The following is a 17460-nucleotide window of genomic DNA, read 5'->3' as shown; positions in this document are numbered from 1 at the left end:
GCGGTGGCCGGAAGCGCGTCACAGGTTCCGGAAAGAAATTCCCGGCCCGATTGAACACACCGGGCACTCCCGCCCGTACCCATGACCACACAGCGGCGCACAGAGGACGCTGCAACACCGAAGCTGACAGCGGGAGTTGAGAATGAAGACATCCTGGCGGAGCGCCTCCCTCGTGGCGACCGCTGCCGCCGTGCTGGCGCTCACGACGGCGTGCGGTTCGCAGAGCGGCACCCAGTCGACGGGCAGCCAGAACGTGGGGGCCACCGCTTTCCCGGGCGGCCTGGGTTCCAGCCCCTCCCTCCCCGGAAACGGCTACGGCGCCGACTCCACCGCCGCGCCGAGCGCCTCCGCCTCCGCGGGCGGGCAGTCCGCGGGTCAGCTCGCCGTCGTCGACAACGCGAAGCTCGGCAAGATCGTCACGGACGGCGCCGGCTTCACCCTCTACCGCTTCGACCAGGACACGGCCGAGCCGCCGAAGTCCACCTGCGACGGCGACTGCGCGAAGGCGTGGCCGCCGGTCCCCGCCGAAGGGGCCACCGTCGCCTCCGGTATCGACACGTCCCTGCTCGGGGAGGTCACCCGATCCGACGGCACCAAGCAGCTCACCATCGCCGGCTGGCCGATGTACCGGTACGCCAAGGACACCAAGGCCGGTGACGTCAACGGCCAGGGAGTCAAGGGCACCTGGTTCGCGACCGCGCCCACCGGCAAGAAGGCCGGCGCCGCCCTGCCCGGCCTGTCGGTCCGCAACGACCCCAAGCTCGGCCCGATCGTCGTCGACAAGAACGGCATGACGGTCTACCGCTTCCTGAAGGACAAGGCCTGGCCCGAGCCGGTGTCGAACTGCACCGGCGCCTGCCTGGAGAAGTGGCCCGTCGTCGCCCCCGTCTCGGCCGACGACACCAAGGGCGTCCAGAAGAAGGGCCTCATGGGCTTCACCCGCCCCGACGGCGCCAAGCAGATGACCGTCAACTGCTGGCCCATCTACACCTTCTCCGGCGACAAGGCCCCCGGAGACACCAACGGTCAGGGTGTGGGCGGCACCTGGTACGCCGTCTCGCCCGACGGAAAGCCGGTCGGCGCGCCGAAGTAGTGATCACACCTCCCCAAGGTTGATCGACCGCCTCACCCAGTCAGCGACGGAACGCGGAAGGGAGTGGACACACAAGCCGGACGAACGGGACACAGGCGCGCACGACCGGTCCACCCCCTCCGCACCGCACGGAGGGGGTGGGCCCTTTGGCGCGGGCGGCGGCGCGTGCCCCCGCTCTCCACGGAAACACCACGTGGTGACCGGGAACGGACGGTCAATTTCCGTTTTTACTCGCTCCGTTGGCGGACGATCAGTAGCCTCTGCTCGAACACCGGATCGCCTACACCGTCGCCAATGCCTTGGAGAGCTGCATGGAGCGCCCCGCCTGGGCCCCTCGGAGCATCGACATCTCCGTGCCGAGTGTCGCCCGTATGTACGACTTCTACCTGGGCGGCTCCCACAACTTCGAGGTCGACCGCGAAGCGGCGCGCAGGGCCATCGAGTACATGCCGGGGCTTCCCAAGATCATGCAGGCGAACCGGGCCTTCATGCGCCGCGCCGTGCGCTTCGCCGCCGGGGAGGGCGTCACCCAGTTCCTCGACATCGGCTCCGGCATCCCGACCTTCGGCAACGTCCACGAGGTGGCGCAGCAGGCGCACCCGGGGGCGCGCGTGGTGTACGTCGACCACGACCCGGTGGCGGTCGCGCACAGCCGGGCCGTCCTCCAGGGCAACGAGCACGCGGACGTCGTCGCGGCCGACCTGCGCAAGCCCCAGGAGATCCTGTCGAGCCCTCAGGTGGAACGACTGATAGACCGGAACCGGCCAGTCGCGCTCCTTCTCGTTGCCATACTGCACTTCGTGGAGGACACGGACGACCCGTACGGTGCGGTGGCCGAGCTGCGCGACTCGCTCGCGCCGGGCAGCCTGCTCGTTCTCACGCACGCCTCGTACGAGGGGATCCCGCTGCCGAAGGAGCGGGCCGACGGCGCGGTCGACGTGTACAACACCATCCGCAATCCGCTGATCATGCGCTCGCGCGACGAGATCGCGCGGTTCTTCGAGGGGTACGACATGGTGGAACCCGGGCTGGTGCCGATGCCGAAGTGGCGGCCCGACACGGCACCCGAGGACGAGGACCCCTTTTCGTTCGCGGGGTTCGCCGGCGTGGGGCGCTCGGCGTGAGGGCGGCACCGGGTGGACCGGGTGGACCGGAGGACAGACTGCGCAGGTTCGCGACGATCTGGAGCCGGGCCGTCTATCCGGTGACCTCGACGTCGCTGACCCGGCCGGAGTTCGAGGAGCGACTGCTGCCGCTGGCCCGGCAGTTGAGCGAGGCGTTGCGGATCAGGGCGTTCGACGCCGCCGCGGCCAAGGGGATCGGCGCGGCGCTCATCGACGCGCACTGCACCGACCCGGAGGCCCTCAGCCGCACCCTCGACTGCGTCGACGCCTACCTCGTGCTCTACTGCGGCGACCCGGACGCCTCCCCGGAGGCGCAGGAGGCCCAGCGCACCCGCTGCTCACGGTTGCAGCACGCGATGGCCGCCGGGTTCGCGGCGGCGCTCAAGGAGCGCACGCTGGCCGAACAGGAGGCCATCGCCCAAGCCGCCCTCACGGCCCAGGGCGAGGTGGCCGAGGCCCTGCACGCCACAGAGGCCCGCTTCCGCGCGGTCTTCGAGGGCGCCGCCATAGGCATCGGCATCGCCGACCTCGACGGCAACGTGCTCCAGGTCAACGGCGCCCTGCTGCGCATGTTCGGCGGCTCCGAGCAACTGATGCGCGGCCGCAACGTCGCCGAGTGGACCCACCCCGACGACGCACCGCAGGTCTGGCGCCTGTACGACGAGCTGGTGCGCGGTGAGCGGGACCACTACCACGTGGAGAAGGCCTTCTACCGGCCTGACGGAACGGTCCTGTGGACCAACCTCACGGTGTCCCTGCTGCGCGACGCCGACGGCAATCCGCAGTACCAGCTCGCGCTCATGGAGGACACCACCGAGCGGCGGCTGCTGAACCTCCGGCTGCGGTACGAGGCCACACACGACGCGCTCACCGGCCTGCCCAACCGGACCCTGTTCTTCGAGCGGTTGGAGAAGGCCCTGGCGGCGGGGGAGGGCCGGCGGTTCGGCCTGTGCTACCTCGACCTGGACGGCTTCAAGACCATCAACGACAGTCTCGGACACGCGGCCGGGGACCGGCTGCTCGTCGAGGTCGCCGACCGGCTGCAGGCCTGCGCGACCGGCCCCGGCGAGATGGTCGCGCGCCTCGGCGGCGACGAGTTCGTGGCGCTGACCACCGGTCCCGACACCGAGCGCGGAGTCGACGAGCTCGCCGGGCGCATCATGAACGCGCTGGTCACCCCGATCAGCGTCGACGGGCGTGAGCTGACCGTGCGCGGCAGCATCGGCATCGTCGAGGGCCCGGTCGGGGAGCGCGGCCCGGCGGAGGTGCTGCGCAGCGCGGACATCACCATGTACCGGGCGAAGTCGGCGGGGGGCAACCGCTACGAGCTCGCCGACCCCGAGGCCGACGCCCGGGCCATCACCCGGCACGGGCTGACCACGGCGCTGCCCACGGCCCTGAACCGGGGCGAGTTCTTCATCGAGTACCAGCCGCTGGTGCACCTCGGCGACGGCAGGGTGCACGGCGCCGAGGCGCTGGTGCGCTGGCTGCACCCGCAGCACGGGGTGCTCGGCCCCGACCGTTTCATCCCGCTCGCCGAGCGCACCGGGCTGATCGTGCCGCTGGGCCGCTGGGTGCTCCAGGAGGCGGTACGGCAGGCCCGTGCCTGGCAGGAGAAGCAGGACCAGCCCGGCCCGCTGCGCATCAACGTCAACCTCTCGCCCTGCCAGCTCACCCATCCGGGGCTGGTCTCCGACACCGTCGAGATCCTGGAGCGGGCCGGCCTCGAGCCGGACGCGCTCTGCCTGGAGGTCACGGAGTCGGCGCTCATCGGCGCGGACGACGATCTGCTCAAGCCGCTGCGCCGGCTGGCCGAGATGGGGGTGGACATCGCCCTCGACGACTTCGGCACCGGCTACTCGAACCTCGCCAACCTGCGCCGGCTGCCGGTGCGGGTCCTCAAGCTGGACCGTTCCTTCACCCAGAGCATGCAGCAGTATCCGGCGGACCCGGTCGACCTGAAGATCGTGGAGGGGATCGTCTCCCTGGCCCACAGCCTCGACCTCGCGGTCACGGTGGAGGGCGTGGAGACCGGCGCCCAGGCGGAACAGCTGCGGATGATGGGCTGTGACACGGCCCAGGGCTGGTACTACGCCCGCCCCGGCCCCCCGGAGCGCCTGCACGAACTGGCCCTGGTGGACGCGACGGGCTGAGCCGTCACGGCCGTACGGGCTGTGCGCCCCCGGCCCGTGCCCGTACGGTCCCGGCCACGGAGGCGGCCGCCCGGACCAGCGCCGCGGTGGCCGTCGAACGGGACTGCTGCGGCCAGGCGATGGCCAGGACCGCGGGCGGCGCGTCGTCGACGGGGCGGTAGGCGACACCCGGACGCGGGTAGCGGGCGGCGACGGAGGCGGGCAGCAGGGTGACCAGGTCGCCCAGCGCGATCAGCGTGAGCAGCTGGGCGAGGTCGCGGCCCTCCCGCCGCATCCCGTCGATGAATTGATGCAGGTCGCCGGGGCGCAGGTCGAGGTCGGCGAGGCCGAGCCGGTCCCGGGAGGCGAGTGGATGCGTCGCGGCGAGGACGGCGACGCGCGGCTCGGCCAACAGGGTCTCGGTGTCCAGGCCGGTGCGGTCGAACGGCTCGTAGACCAGGGCGGCATCGGCCTCACCCAGGCGCAGCAGCCGAGGCTGTTCCTGCCATCCGCACAGACGGACCGTCACCGGGACCGAAGCGGACTCGGCGGCGTAGTGCTCCAGGACCGGCTCCAGCAGTCCCGCGTCGCCGTCGGCCTTGACGGCCAGGACCAGTTTCCTCTCCCGGGCGGCCGCGCGCTGCGCCCGTCGAGCGGCGGCCTGCAGGGCGTCCAGCGCGATCCGCGCCTCCGCGAGGAGCACCTCGCCGGCCGGGGTCAGAGCCACGCTGTGCGTGGTCCGCTCGAACAGGGTGACACCGAGCTCCGCCTCCAGGTGGCGGATCGCACGGGACAGGGGCGGAGGGGAGATGCCCAGCCGCTCGGCCGCGCGGGCGAAGTTGAGTTCCTCGGCGACGGCGACGAAGTAGCGCAGCGGACGTGATTCCACGGTCCCCCCTCCCGGTATTGCCTCGAGGGTAACAACCGGGAGCGAACCGATCCTTCAGTTCCGGTGGGCCGGGGAGCAGTCTCGATCACGTCTTCCGAACCCGTACTTCCCGGAGATTCCCATGATTCTCGTCACCACCCCGACCGGACAGATCGGCAGCCGGGTCCTCGACGCCCTCCTCGACGCCGGAGACGGGGTGGGGCCGATCAGGGTGATCGTCCGCGATCCCGCGCGCCTGACACCGCGCGTACGCGACCGCGTGGAGGTCGTCCGGGGATCGCACGCGGACCCCGAGGTCACCGCCAAGGCGTGTGCCGGTGCCGACCGGGTGTTCTGGCTGGTGCCTCCGACGCCCGGCGCCGACAGCGTCGAGGGTCACTTCCGCGACTTCACCGAGCCGCTGTGCGAGGCGGTCCGGAACCAGGGGGTCGAACGCGTCGTCGGCGTCTCCACCCTGGGACGCGGGGTGGCGGCGAACGCGGGGCAGATCTCCGCCTCGCTGGCCACGGACGACCGCATCCGGGCCACCGGTGTCCACCACCGGGCGCTGTGCCCGCCGTTCCTGATGGAGAACCTGCTGCACCAGGCCGAGTCGATGCGCAGCGGAGGCGTCTTCTTCCTGGCGGCGGACGGTGACCGGGTGCTGCGCACCTGTACCACCGGTGACATCGGCGCGACCGCGGCGCGGCTGCTGCTCGACGACTCCTGGACCGGCCAGGCCGATGTGCCGCTGGTCGGCCCCGACGACCTGACCCCCGAAGGCATGGCCCGGGTCGTGTCCGAGGTGCTGGACAGGCCGGTGCGCTTCCAGCGGATCAGCGCCGAGGACCACAGGGCGACGCTGGTGCGTCACGGCGCGACCGAATCCTGGGCGCAGGGCCTGGCCGACATGGTGCGAGCGCTCGACGACCAGGGCCTCTACGGCGCCGCCGAGCCGAGCACGCCCGACACCGCACCCACCGCCTTCCGCACGTGGTGCGAGGAGGTGCTCAAGCCGGCCGTGCTCGGCTGAGCGGGGACCGCTTCACCGCTCCAGCAGCATCCGCTGCAGCTCCCGCGCCGCACGCGGCGGTGCCACATCGCTGCGGTGGGCCAGGGCGATCGTCCGGTGCAGTCCGGGCCGGGCCAGCGGCGTCACCCGCAGCCCGCGCCCGGAACGGGTGGCGACCATCCGCGGGACCACGGCCACGCCCAGGCCCGCCCGCACGAAGCCCAGCACCGCGTCCATCTCGCCGCCCTCCACCGCGAAGACCGGCTCGAAGCCCTCGGCGCGGCACGCCGCCACGGTGAGTTCCCTCAGGTCGTAGCCGTGCCGGAACATCACCAGGCGCTCGCCCTCCAGATCCGCGATCCGGACCGTGCGGCGACCGCCGCCGGGTCGGGGCGCGTCCGGGGAGGACACCACCACCAGGTCCTCGCGCAGCAGCTCCACCGTGGTCAGGGCGGGGGAGGGGGTGGGCAGCGGCAGCACGATCAGCGCCAGGTCGAGGGCGCCGCGCGCGAGCTCCCGTACGAGGTCGTGGGAGCCGCCCTCCTCGATCAGCAGCCGGATGCCGGGGTAGCGGTCGTGGAAGGCGCGCAGCACATCCGGCAGCAGGCCGGTGCACAGGCTCGGGGTGGCGCCCAGGCGGATCCGGCCGCTGCGCAGCTGCACCAGCTCCTGCACCTCGTGCCGGGCCGTGTCCGCGTCGGCCAGGATCCGGCGGGCCAGGGGCAGCAGCGCCTCCCCGGCGTCGGTGAGCGTGATGTTGCCGCGCGCCCGCAGGAACAGATCCGCCCCCAGCTCCCGCTCCAGCGCCCTGATCTGCTGCGACAGCGAGGGCTGGGCGACATGGACCAACTCCGCGGCCCGGGTGAAGTGTCGGGTCTCGGCGACGGCCACGAAGTACTGGAGCTGCTGGAACTGCACTCATCCATCATAGGAAGCATCTATCGAAACGAGCCGGACCATGTCTTGGACCGATGAGGACATTCGGCCCTAGCGTGCTGTGACATGGCACTGGCAACGCGGACGGACCGACGGCCGTCCATGGCACGCACCGTGTGGGACTCCACCGTCGGCAAGAAGACCGTGATGGCGGTCAGCGGCCTGATCATGCTGCTGTACCTGGTTGCCCACATGATCGGAAACCTGAAGATCTACTTCGGGGCGGGCGAGTTCAACCACTACGCCCACTGGCTGCGCACCGTCGGCGAGCCGTTCATGCACTACGAGTGGACGCTCTGGCTCATCCGGATCGTCCTGATCGTGGCCGTCGTCGCCCACGCCGTCTCCGCCTACCAGCTCAGCCGCCGCGACATCAAGGCCCGGCCCAGCAAGTACGTGCACAAAAGGCCGCGGGCGAGCTACGCCACCCGCACCATGCGCTGGGGCGGGATCATCCTCGGCCTGTTCATCGTCTGGCACGTCCTGGACCTGACCACCGGCACCGTGCACCCGGGCAGCTTCCAGCCCGGACATCCGTACCAGAACGTCGTCGACGACTTCTCCCACTGGTACAGCAACGTCGTCTACATCGTCGCGATGCTGGCGCTCGGCCTGCACATCCGGCACGGCTTCTGGAGCGCCGCCCAGACCCTCGGCGTCGGCAGCCGGAGGCGCGACCGCGCCCTGAAGACCGTCGCCAACGTCCTCGCGCTGCTGCTCACGGCCGGATTCATCGCCGTACCCGTGGGCGTCATGACCGGAGTGGTGAGCTGACATGACCGACTACGTGAACTACACGACCGGCGACCCGGTCGTCGACGGCAAGGCCCCCTCCGGCCCCATCCACGAGCGCTGGGACAAGCGCCGCTTCGAGGCCAAGCTGGTCAACCCCGCCAACCGCCGCAAGCACACGATCATCGTCGTCGGCACCGGCCTCGCCGGCGGCTCCGCGGGCGCCACCCTCGCCGAACAGGGCTACCACGTCGTCCAGTTCTGCTACCAGGACTCCCCGCGCCGCGCCCACTCGATCGCCGCGCAGGGCGGCATCAACGCGGCGAAGAACTACCGCAACGACGGCGACTCGATCCACCGGCTCTTCTACGACACCGTCAAGGGCGGCGACTTCCGCGCCCGCGAGTCCAACGTCCACCGCCTGGCCCAGATCTCGGTGGAGATCATCGACCAGTGCGTGGCGCAGGGCGTGCCCTTCGCCCGCGAGTACGGCGGCCTGCTGGACACCCGCTCCTTCGGCGGCGTCCAGGTCTCCCGCACCTTCTACGCCCGCGGCCAGACGGGCCAGCAGCTCCTGCTGGGCGCCTACCAGGCGCTGTCGCGGCAGATCGCCGCCGGGAACGTCGAGATGCACCCGCGCACCGAGATGCTCGACCTGATCGTCATCGACGGCCGGGCCCGCGGCATCGTCGCCCGCGACCTGATCACCGGCAGGATCGACACGTACTTCGCGGACGCCGTCGTCCTGGCCTCCGGCGGCTACGGCAACGTCTTCTACCTGTCGACGAACGCCATGAACTCCAACGCGACCGCGATCTGGCGGGCGCACCGGCGCGGCGCCTACTTCGCCAACCCCTGCTTCACACAGATCCACCCGACCTGCATCCCGCGTACCGGCGACCACCAGTCCAAGCTCACCCTGATGAGCGAGTCGCTGCGCAACGACGGCCGGATCTGGGTGCCCAAGGCCAAGGGCGACAACCGCCCGCCGAACGAGATCCCCGAGGACGAGCGCGACTACTACCTGGAGCGCATCTACCCGTCCTTCGGCAACCTGGTCCCGCGGGACATCGCCTCCCGCGCCGCGAAGAACGTCTGCGACGAGGGCCGCGGCGTCGGCCCCGGCGGCCAGGGCGTCTACCTCGACTTCGCGGACGCGATTCTGCGCATGGGCCGGGGGGCCGTCGAGGCCAAGTACGGCAATCTCTTCGACATGTACCGGCGGATCACCGACGAGGATCCGTACGAGGTGCCGATGCGGATCTACCCCGCCGTGCACTACACGATGGGCGGCCTGTGGGTCGACTACGACCTGCAGACGACGGTCCCGGGCCTGTTCGCGATCGGCGAGGCCAACTTCTCCGACCACGGCGCCAACCGCCTCGGCGCCTCCGCGCTGATGCAGGGCCTGGCCGACGGCTACTTCGTCCTCCCGGCGACCATCAACGACTACCTGGCCCGCAACCCGCACCGGGCCGATGAAGACGCCGTCACCGCCGAGCACCCCGCCGTGCAGGAGGTGCTGGCCGAGACCGAGGACCGGCTGAACCTGCTGCTCTCCGTCGACGGCGACCGTACCCCGGACTCCTTCCACCGCGAGCTCGGCGAGCTGATGTGGGAGTTCTGCGGCATGGCCCGCAGCGACTCCGGTCTGCGCAAGGCCCTGGAGCGGATCCCGCAGATCCGTGAGGAGTTCTGGCGGCGGATCAAGGTGCCCGGCACCGGCGAGGAGCTCAACCAGTCGCTGGAGAAGGCCAACCGCATCGTCGACTACCTGGAGCTCGCCGAGCTGATGTGCCTCGACGCGCTGCACCGCACCGAGTCCTGCGGCGGCCACTTCCGCGAGGAGTCCCAGACCCCGGACGGCGAGGCCGCCCGCAAGGACGACGAGTTCTCCTACGCGGCCGTCTGGGAGTTCACGGGTACGGGCGAGGCCCCGACCCTCCACAAGGAAGACCTGGTCTTCGAGTACGTCCACCCCACCCAGCGGAGCTACGCATGAAGCTCACCCTGCGCGTCTGGCGGCAGAAGAACGCCGACGCCGACGGCGCCATGTCCACCTACGAGGTGGACGGCATCTCGCCCGACATGTCCTTCCTGGAGATGCTGGACGTCCTCAACGAACAGCTCATCCTCTCCGGCGAGGAACCCGTCGCCTTCGACCACGACTGCCGCGAGGGTATCTGCGGCGCGTGCAGCCTGGTGATCAACGGTGACGCGCACGGCCCCGAGCGCACCACGACCTGCCAGCTGCACATGCGGTCCTTCGAGGACGGCGACACCATCGACGTCGAGCCGTGGCGGGCCGCCGCCTTCCCCGTGGTCAAGGACCTGGTCGTGGACCGCTCGGCCTTCGACCGGATCATCCAGGCCGGCGGCTACATCACCGCTCCGACCGGCTCCGCGCCAGAGGCCCACGCCACCCCCGTGCCCAAGGCGGACGCCGACTACGCCTTCGAGCACGCCGAGTGCATCGGCTGCGGCGCCTGCGTGGCCGCCTGCCCCAACGGCGCGGCGATGCTGTTCACCTCGGCCAAGATCAACCACCTCAACGTCCTGCCGCAGGGCGCGCCCGAGCGCGAGACCCGCGTACTGGACATGGTGGCCCAGATGGACGAGGAGGGCTTCGGCGGCTGCACCCTCACCGGCGAGTGCGCCACCGCGTGCCCCAAGGGCATCCCGCTGGTCTCCATCACGAACATGAACAAGGAGTGGCTGCGGGCCGCCCGCAAAGTGGGCAGGCGGTAGAGCCGCCCAGATGGGAACGTTCGCCGGCAGGGTGCGGACGGGCGGGACCGGGTGTGGTGCTCAAGACCCGGTCCCGCCAGGCACCGTCCGGGCACCCCTGGCATTCAACAACCTCACACCCGCTCTCCCTTCGTGGGTCACGCGCAGGCCAATCGGCATCGGAAGAACAGGAGCGCGCAGACCGAACCGCTCAGGTCTGCGTCCGCACCGCCGAAAAGGCCCGTGACCAGGAGAGAGCCATGACCGGCGTTTCCGCCCTCGCCAGCCCCCCACCGCCGCTGGCGCCCACCCGCTACACCGTCTCCCTCGCCCGTGACGAGGCCGACGTCCGGGCCGCGCAGCGGCTGCGCCACGACGTCTTCGCCGGGGAGATGGGCGCCCTTCTGTCCACCCCGCAGCCCGGCCTGGACATCGACGCCTTCGACGCGTACTGCGACCACCTGCTCGTGACGGACACGGTGACCGGTCAGGTCGTGGGCACCTACCGGCTGCTGCCGCCCGAGCGGGCCGCGATCGCCGGGCGGCTGTACTCGGAGGGCGAGTTCGACCTCGGCCCGCTCGCGCCGATCCGCTCCGGGCTCGTCGAGGTGGGCCGCACCTGTGTCCACCCCGACCACCGCGACGGCACGGTCATCGGGCTGATCTGGGCCGGCATAGCCCGCTACATGGTGGACGGCGGCCACGAGTGGCTGGCCGGCTGCTGCTCCCTGCCGCTCGCCGACGGCGGTGCCCTCGCCGCGGCCACCTGGGAGCGGGTGCAGGCCAAGTACCTGGCGCCCGAGGAGTACCGGGTACGGCCGCTGCTGCCCTGGCGCCCCGGGACGCCGGCCCCGGAAGGGCACACCGAGCTGCCCCCGCTGCTGCGCGGTTACCTCCGCCTGGGCGCCTGGGTCTGCGGGGAGCCCGCCCACGACCCGGACTTCGGCGTCGCCGACCTGTACGTGCTGCTGTCGATGCGCCGGATCAACGCGCGCTATCTGCGGCACTTCCTCTCGCTCGTCCCGGCGTGATGAACACCCCCCGGACCGCAGTGACGAACGTGTCCCGTGTCCGCTCCGCCCTGCGACCGCGCCGCGGCACCCCGGTGCTCGCGAGCACGACGACGCTGCCGGCCCCGGTCGCGGTGCCCAGGCCGCGGCGCGTCGAGGTGCACGTGCCGGCGCCCGCCCCGGCGAGCCCCTGGATGCCCAGCGCCCCCTGCTCGCCGCAGTCCTGCGTGGAGGCCGTGGCGTCGGCGGCCGCCGTACCGCGCGCCGTCCTGCGGTTCGCGGCAGTCCTGACGCTGATGGTCGCCGGGCTCGCGCTCTTCCCGGTCGTCCGCCGGATACCCGTCGCACCGCGCGAACGGGCCGTCCGGACCTGGTGCCGAACGGTCGTGCGCGCCACGGGCGTCCGGGTGCGGATCACCGGGGCCGCCCCGCCGTACGGCGGCCTGCTGATGGTCGCCAACCACGTGTCCTGGCTGGACATCCCGCTGCTCGCCGCCGTGCGGCCCGGCCGGATGCTCGCCAAGTCCGACATCCGGCAGTGGCCGGTGGCGGGTGCGCTGACCGCCCTCAGCGGTGCCCTGTTCATCGACCGGAACCGGCTGCGGGCGCTGCCCGACACGGTCGCCCGCATCGCGGACGGTCTGCGCGGTGGTTCGGCGGTCGTGGTGTTCCCCGAGGGCAGCACCTGGTGCGGCAGGGCGCAGGGCCGCTTCCGGCGCGCCGCCTTCCAGGCGGCACTGGACGCGGCCGCGCCCGTCCAGCCGGTACGGCTCCACTACCGGTACGACTCAGGCCCGGCGAGCACCGCCCCCGCGTTCGTGGGCAGCGACTCCCTGCTCACCTCCGTGTGGCGGGTCCTCACGGCACGCGACCTCGTCGCCGAGGTCCGGGTGATGCCCGTACTGGCGCCGGGCGGCGCGCCGGACCGCCGCGCCCTCGCCCTGGCCGCCCAGCGGGCCGTCGGAATCCCGGAGCGCGCACCACCGGACCCGCACGCGCACCTCTGAGGCACCCTCGCCGCTCCGGTGCGCCGGCGGTCATTGCTACGGTGCACCGGTGTCCGAATCCTCACGCGATACCGCCGAGGGCGCCGGCTGGGGCGCCGTAGAACGCGGCAGCTACCGGGACTTGATGCCCGGTCATGTCGAAAAGCTCTCCTGGCTGAACCCGAGGACTCTCTGGGCGGCACGCAACGGCGTGCTGGCCTCCTGGTTCGGCGACCCCACCGGCCGTACCCGGAGCCGCTGGGCGGAACAGTGCGAGGCGGCGGGCGCGCCCGCGGACAGGGTGATCCGGCGCGACGACCAGGACCGCTTCTCCTTCATGGTCCTCGGGGACACCGGCGAGGGGGACGACCCCCAGTACGCCGTGGTGCCGGGGTTCCTGAAGGTGGGTCAGGACACCAGTTTCGCCGTCATGGCCAGCGACGTGATCTACCCGGTCGGCGCGACCGCCGACTACGGGACCAAGTTCTTCCGCCCCTACCAGGACTACCGGGCACCCATCTACGCCATACCCGGCAACCACGACTGGTACGAGGACCTGTACGGGTTCATGAGCGTCTTCTGCGACGCCCCGCCGCTCGCCCCCGACCCGGCCTCCCGCCCGTCGCTCCGCGCCCGGCTGCGCTCCCTGCTGTGGCATCGCCCGGGGGCACAGGACGAACAACGCCTCGCCGAGGCACGCGCGTTGCGCTCCGCACCCGAGCAGCAGGCCGTGCAGCCCGGCCCGTACTGGGCCATCGACGCCGGACCCGTCCGTATCGTCGGCATCGACACCGGTCTGCTCGGCACCATCGACGCCGAACAGGGCCGCTGGCTACGGGAGGTCTCCCGGGGCCCCCGCCCCAAGATCCTCATCACCGGCTCGCCGCTGTACGTGGACGGCGAGCACCACCCCTGCCCCATCGACGGCGGCGGCACAGTCGACGACATCGTCCGCGACCCGGACCACCGCTATGTCGCGGCGATCGGCGGAGACATCCACAACTACCAGCGCTACCCGGTGGAGGTGGACGGCCGCACCATCCAGTACGTGGTCTCCGGCGGCGGCGGCGCGTTCATGCACGCCACCCACACCATCCCGCGCGTGTCCATCGCGAACGTCACCGAGAAGGACTTCCGCTGCTACCCGCTGCGCGGCGACTCCCTCGCCTTCTACAGCAGGCTCTACGGACGCCGGCTGCGGCTGCGCCGCTTCTTCACCCTCACCGAGGCCGAGGCGACCGCCGTCATCGCCGAGCGCCTGGGCATCCCCCCGACCCGCAGCCAGGCGACACCCGCGCGGGTCACCTGGCGCACCCGCCTCGTCGCCGGTCTGCTGGGCGCCGGAGGGCGCCCCGACCGGACCTCCCGTTTCCGGCTGCCCGTCCGCAAGATCTACACCCAGCTCTTCTCGCCGAGTTCGGCCACTTACAGCCCGCCGTTCTTCAAGAGCTTCCTGCGCCTGGACGTCACCCCGGAGGCGGTCCGGCTGCGCTGTTTCGCCGCGACCGGCAACCGGCGCGAGGAACTCGACCCGCCCGTCGAGGACGAGGTGACCATTCCGCTTGTGTGAGAGCGAAGGGTGGGGCGGGGTGTTGCGCGCGTCCGGACTGTCGCGGCTGCGGGAGAACCAGCGGTCTCGTACCGTGGTCGCCCGAGTGGGGACCACCGTTCTCACCTTCGCGGAGGTCATATGACGCACCCACCCCGTCCACCGTTCCCGCCGTTCACCCACGACACCGCCACGGAGAAGGTGCGGCTCGCGGAAGACGCCTGGAACACCCGCGACCCGGAGAAGGTCGCACTCGCCTACACGGTGGACTCCCGCTGGCGCAACCGGGCGGAGTTCGTGACCGGCCGCGACGAGATCGTCGCCTTCCTCACCCGCAAGTGGCGCCGCGAGCTGGACTACCGGCTCATCAAGGAGCTCTGGGCCGTCGACGGCAACCGCATCGCCGTGCGGTTCGCCTACGAGTGCCACGACGACTCGGGCAACTGGTTCCGCTCCTACGGCAACGAGAACTGGGAGTTCGACGACAACGGCCTGATGCGCCGGCGACTCGCATCCATCAACGACCTCCCCCTCCAGGCGCAGGACCGCCTGTTCCACTGGCCACCGGGACGCAGACCCGACGACCACCCGGGGCTGAGCGACCTGGGACTGTGACCACTGGGCGGCGCGCCGTGCCCTGCGCCGCCCCGGCCCCGCGACCCGGGTCGGTCTCCGGTACGAGTCGACTGGCGCCGTACGGTCGTGCTCGGGCGACGGCGCGCACACCGAACGCGACCGACTCGCGATGAAAGCCACTGGTCACCGGCCCCGCCGATCAGTGCTGGGGGTGCGGGCGGGCGTGGAAGAGGGGGCGCCGCTGGGTGGTTGTGCCCGCAGCGAGTTGGCCGATCTCGATGCGCGTCCTGATCGCGCGGACCACCTCGGTCAGGCCCAGGACTATGGCCATGACGCCCACGACCAGGGTGAGTGTTGCGATCGAGGCGAACGGCATGATGATCATCACGATGCCGGCCAGAGCGCCGATGATGCCGAAGGCCACGTGCCAGCCGCGCGCCGGCATGTCCTGGACGGATGCCGCCGCGGCCGTCTCCGTGGTGCCGCGCAGCAGCCAGCTGAAGCCGATCCACAGGGCGAGCAGCAGCAGCGACTCCAGGGGGCCCCGGAAGGAGATCAACCCCAGCAGGATGGAGGCCGCACCGGTGATGAAGTGCAGTACACGAAGGTGCCGGGCGACGTGGGTGCCGAAGGCGGCGGCGAGCTGGAAGACGCCGGTGACCAGCAGATAGATGCCGAAGAGCACGCCGGCGACGCGCAGCGTCGCGCCCGGCCAGACCAGGGCGACGACGCCCAGGGCGATGCTGGCGAGGCCCATGGTGAGCAGGATCTGCCAGCCCATGTTCGCCAGGGCAGCCATGCCCTCGGCCAGGGGAGTCTCTTGTGTTCGCGGTGTCTGTTGCGTTCGCGGTTCTGTGCCGCGTGCGGGAACGGGGCCCGGGGAATCGGAAGGAGATGTCATGACACCTGCCTCCTTCTGGGAGCGGCGTGGTCACGTCAGTACACGTCCATCGTCACCCGATCGGCCTCATGCCGCTCGGTGGGACGGAGGATGCGGCGGTGGTCCGTGGCGCACGGCCACTCCTCGAACGCGAGAACGGTCCGCCGCCTCAGGCGCGCCCCCTGAAGGCCCCGGCCCTCGGACCGACGGGCCCCCGCTCAGCCGACGTGGACCCGCGGTCGCCGCTTGCGGTCCGGCTCTGCCTCCCGGAGCACCTCCCGGGTGACCGGGGCCACCTCCCCCTGACCGAAGAGGAAGAAGCGCAGGAAGTTGGCGAACGGGCCGCCCTCGGTCCACTCGAAGTAGATGTGCGGGATGCAGCCGGTCGTGTCACGGACGTGCAGCAGCAGCGCCGCCAGAGCGTTGGGGATCGAGGACGACTCCAGCGTCAGGACGCGGTAGCGGCCGTGCAGCACCTCTCCCCGCACGACCAGCCCCGCCTCGAACTCCGAGGGGTCGCCGACGGTCACCTCCACGAAGACGAAGTCCTCCTGGGCCGTGACGTCGTTGTCCGCCCGGATCTGCTCGATCTTTTCGCGGTACTCCGCCAGGTCGCGCCGGTCCGGCTCATTGGCGACGAAGCGGATGCGTCGGCTGGCGGTATCCCTGACGAAACGTTCCGCCATGTCGTCGAGCGTCACGCTGGTCACACGGAGCTCGAAGGCACGGGCCAGCCGCGACAGCAGCGAAACGAGGATGATCCCGGCGATGAAGCAGGCGCCGATCTTCACACCGTCCGGCCGCTCGATGACGTTGACGACGGTGACGTACAACAGGACCGCCGAGACGACCGCGAAGCCGATGGTCCAGCCCCGTTGACGGGCCTTGCGCGCGGCGATGGTCACCGCGATCGCCGCGGACGACATCAGCACCAGGACGCCGGTGGCGTAGGCGCCGCCCTGGGCGTCGACGTTGGCGTCGAAGATCCAGGTGACCAGGAAGGCGATCAGGGTGAAGACGATGACCATGGGGCGCACCGCGCGGGCCCAGTGCGGGGCCATGCCGTAGCGGGGCAGGTAGCGGGGCATCAGGTTGAGCAGCCCGGCCATGGCGGAGGCGCCCGCGAACCACAGGATCGCGATCGTCGAGATGTCGTAGAGGGTGCCGAATCCGCCGCCCAGATACTCGTGGGCGAGGTACGCCAGCGCACGGCCGTTCGCCTGGCCGCCCGGCTCGAACTCCTTCGCCGGGATCAGCACGGTGGTGATGAAGCTGGTGGCGATCAGGAAGACGCTCATGATCAGCGCGGCGGCCGTGAGCAGCTTCTTGGTGTCCCGGATCCGGCCTGCGGGCCTGTCCTCGGTGTCGCCGGGGTCGCCCTGGACGTGGGGCATGACGGCGACACCGGTCTCGAAGCCGGACAGGCCGAGCGCCAGCTTCGGGAAGACGATCAGTGACACGCCGACCATGGCGAGCACGTTGCCGTGCTGGGCGGTCAGGGCGTTGCTCCAGTCGGTCACCACATGTCCGGCGGTGACCACGTGCCACAGGCCGACGGCCACCACGACGGCGTTCAGGCCCAGATAGGTCACCACCAGGGCGACCGCGACACCGATCGCCTCCAGGAAGCCCTTGAGGAAGACGGCGCCCAGCAGTGCCACGAGGAAGAGGGTGATCACCATCTCCTTCCCGTGCAGCAGACCCGTCAGATGCGGGTTCTCCACCAGATGGGTGGAGGCGTCGGCGGCGGAGAGGGTGATGGTGATCAGGAAGTCGGTGGCGGCGAAGCCGAGCAGGGTGAGGACGAAGAGCTTGCCCTGCCAGAAGGAGAGCAG

General features: G+C 71.1%; 15 protein-coding genes. 11 read left to right on the top strand and 4 right to left on the bottom strand.

Annotation, left to right across the window (positions count from 1 at the left end; genetic code table 11):
• Positions 1 to 142 precede the first annotated feature (142 nt).
• The 3 genes from SY2F82_RS27605 to SY2F82_RS27595 all read left to right on the top strand — a co-directional run bounded on the left by SY2F82_RS27605 (position 143) and on the right by SY2F82_RS27595 (position 4370).
• Positions 143 to 1093 (top strand): SCO0930 family lipoprotein, encoded by a 951-nt coding sequence (locus SY2F82_RS27605; RefSeq protein ID WP_200421860.1) that lies wholly within the window; start codon positions 143 to 145, stop codon positions 1091 to 1093.
• 311 nt (positions 1094 to 1404) lie between these two features.
• Positions 1405 to 2217 carry an SAM-dependent methyltransferase gene (locus SY2F82_RS27600; RefSeq protein ID WP_200421859.1) on the top strand — a complete coding sequence of 271 codons (813 nt, stop codon included), beginning with the start codon at positions 1405 to 1407 and terminating at the stop codon, positions 2215 to 2217.
• Positions 2214 to 4370 carry a bifunctional diguanylate cyclase/phosphodiesterase gene (locus tag SY2F82_RS27595; protein ID WP_200421858.1) on the top strand — a complete coding sequence of 719 codons (2157 nt, stop codon included), beginning with the start codon at positions 2214 to 2216 and terminating at the stop codon, positions 4368 to 4370. Before SY2F82_RS27600 ends, SY2F82_RS27595 begins: the two co-directional genes overlap by 4 nt.
• 4 nt (positions 4371 to 4374) lie before the next feature.
• Here the strand turns inward: SY2F82_RS27595 and SY2F82_RS27590 are convergent, their stop codons facing one another.
• Complete coding sequence (locus SY2F82_RS27590) at positions 4375 to 5238, bottom strand: LysR family transcriptional regulator (RefSeq protein WP_200421857.1); 864 nt, start codon at positions 5236 to 5238, stop codon at positions 4375 to 4377.
• Positions 5239 to 5359: 121 nt separating this feature from the next.
• Here SY2F82_RS27590 and SY2F82_RS27585 point away from each other — a divergent pair, with 121 nt between their 5' ends.
• Positions 5360 to 6250, top strand: a complete 891-nt coding sequence (locus tag SY2F82_RS27585) for an NAD(P)H-binding protein (protein WP_200421856.1) — start codon at positions 5360 to 5362, stop codon at positions 6248 to 6250.
• A 12-nt stretch (positions 6251 to 6262) separates the two neighbouring features.
• On the opposite strand, the gene SY2F82_RS27580 is transcribed toward SY2F82_RS27585, so the two are convergent.
• The gene (locus tag SY2F82_RS27580) at positions 6263 to 7147 is read right to left on the bottom strand and encodes a LysR family transcriptional regulator (RefSeq protein ID WP_200421855.1); all 885 of its coding nucleotides are present in this window, start codon (positions 7145 to 7147) and stop codon (positions 6263 to 6265) included.
• Between the two features lie 120 nt (positions 7148 to 7267).
• On the opposite strand from SY2F82_RS27580, the gene SY2F82_RS27575 reads away from it, so the two are divergent.
• The 7 genes from SY2F82_RS27575 (at position 7268) to SY2F82_RS27545 (ending at position 14784) form a co-directional block, all read left to right on the top strand.
• Positions 7268 to 7939 (top strand): succinate dehydrogenase, encoded by a 672-nt coding sequence (locus SY2F82_RS27575; RefSeq protein ID WP_200422143.1) that lies wholly within the window; start codon positions 7268 to 7270, stop codon positions 7937 to 7939.
• A gap of 1 nt (position 7940) precedes the next feature.
• Positions 7941 to 9899, top strand: a complete 1959-nt coding sequence (locus SY2F82_RS27570) for a fumarate reductase/succinate dehydrogenase flavoprotein subunit (RefSeq protein ID WP_200421854.1) — start codon at positions 7941 to 7943, stop codon at positions 9897 to 9899.
• Positions 9896 to 10645: a succinate dehydrogenase/fumarate reductase iron-sulfur subunit gene (locus SY2F82_RS27565; RefSeq protein WP_200421853.1), complete on the top strand. Its 750-nt coding sequence runs from the start codon at positions 9896 to 9898 to the stop codon at positions 10643 to 10645. The genes SY2F82_RS27570 and SY2F82_RS27565 overlap by 4 nt, the downstream gene beginning before the upstream one ends.
• A 239-nt stretch (positions 10646 to 10884) precedes the next feature.
• Complete coding sequence (locus tag SY2F82_RS27560) at positions 10885 to 11655, top strand: GNAT family N-acetyltransferase (RefSeq protein ID WP_200421852.1); 771 nt, start codon at positions 10885 to 10887, stop codon at positions 11653 to 11655.
• A gap of 173 nt (positions 11656 to 11828) precedes the next feature.
• A complete protein-coding gene (locus tag SY2F82_RS27555) occupies positions 11829 to 12641 on the top strand; it encodes a 1-acyl-sn-glycerol-3-phosphate acyltransferase (RefSeq protein ID WP_200422142.1) in 813 nt (270 codons plus the stop codon).
• Positions 12642 to 12690: 49 nt separating this feature from the next.
• Complete coding sequence (locus SY2F82_RS27550; protein WP_200421851.1) at positions 12691 to 14190, top strand: metallophosphoesterase; 1500 nt, start codon at positions 12691 to 12693, stop codon at positions 14188 to 14190.
• A gap of 120 nt (positions 14191 to 14310) precedes the next feature.
• Positions 14311 to 14784, top strand: coding sequence for a nuclear transport factor 2 family protein (locus SY2F82_RS27545; protein ID WP_200421850.1), 474 nt, complete (start codon positions 14311 to 14313; stop codon positions 14782 to 14784).
• Positions 14785 to 14944: 160 nt separating this feature from the next.
• Here the strand turns inward: SY2F82_RS27545 and SY2F82_RS27540 are convergent, their stop codons facing one another.
• Both SY2F82_RS27540 and SY2F82_RS27535 read right to left on the bottom strand, forming a co-directional pair.
• Positions 14945 to 15646 (bottom strand): HdeD family acid-resistance protein, encoded by a 702-nt coding sequence (locus SY2F82_RS27540; protein ID WP_200421849.1) that lies wholly within the window; start codon positions 15644 to 15646, stop codon positions 14945 to 14947.
• Between the two features lie 197 nt (positions 15647 to 15843).
• The coding region (locus SY2F82_RS27535) for an APC family permease (RefSeq protein ID WP_200421848.1) at positions 15844 to 17460 on the bottom strand (1617 nt) is incomplete at its 5' end.

It is taken from the genome of Streptomyces sp. Y2F8-2, from assembly GCF_014905555.1.
GTDB classification, from domain to species: Bacteria; Actinomycetota; Actinomycetes; order Streptomycetales; family Streptomycetaceae; genus Streptomyces; species Streptomyces cynarae.
This window is presented reverse-complemented; position numbering and strand designations above follow the sequence as displayed.

Bases quoted from the DNA above. Each gene is read 5' to 3' on its own strand.
- SY2F82_RS27570 (WP_200421854.1), top strand. From the start codon at position 7,941: ATGACCGACTACGTGAACTACACGACCGGCGACCCGGTCGTCGACGGC.
- SY2F82_RS27575 (WP_200422143.1), top strand. From the start codon at position 7,268: ATGGCACGCACCGTGTGGGACTCCACCGTCGGCAAGAAGACCGTGATG.
- SY2F82_RS27605 (WP_200421860.1), top strand. From the start codon at position 143: ATGAAGACATCCTGGCGGAGCGCCTCCCTCGTGGCGACCGCTGCCGCC.
- SY2F82_RS27555 (WP_200422142.1), top strand. From the start codon at position 11,829: ATGCCCAGCGCCCCCTGCTCGCCGCAGTCCTGCGTGGAGGCCGTGGCG.
- SY2F82_RS27545 (WP_200421850.1), top strand. From the start codon at position 14,311: ATGACGCACCCACCCCGTCCACCGTTCCCGCCGTTCACCCACGACACC.
- SY2F82_RS27560 (WP_200421852.1), top strand. From the start codon at position 10,885: ATGACCGGCGTTTCCGCCCTCGCCAGCCCCCCACCGCCGCTGGCGCCC.
- SY2F82_RS27600 (WP_200421859.1), top strand. From the start codon at position 1,405: ATGGAGCGCCCCGCCTGGGCCCCTCGGAGCATCGACATCTCCGTGCCG.
- SY2F82_RS27565 (WP_200421853.1), top strand. From the start codon at position 9,896: ATGAAGCTCACCCTGCGCGTCTGGCGGCAGAAGAACGCCGACGCCGAC.
- SY2F82_RS27540 (WP_200421849.1), bottom strand. From the start codon at position 15,646: ATGACATCTCCTTCCGATTCCCCGGGCCCCGTTCCCGCACGCGGCACA.
- SY2F82_RS27585 (WP_200421856.1), top strand. From the start codon at position 5,360: ATGATTCTCGTCACCACCCCGACCGGACAGATCGGCAGCCGGGTCCTC.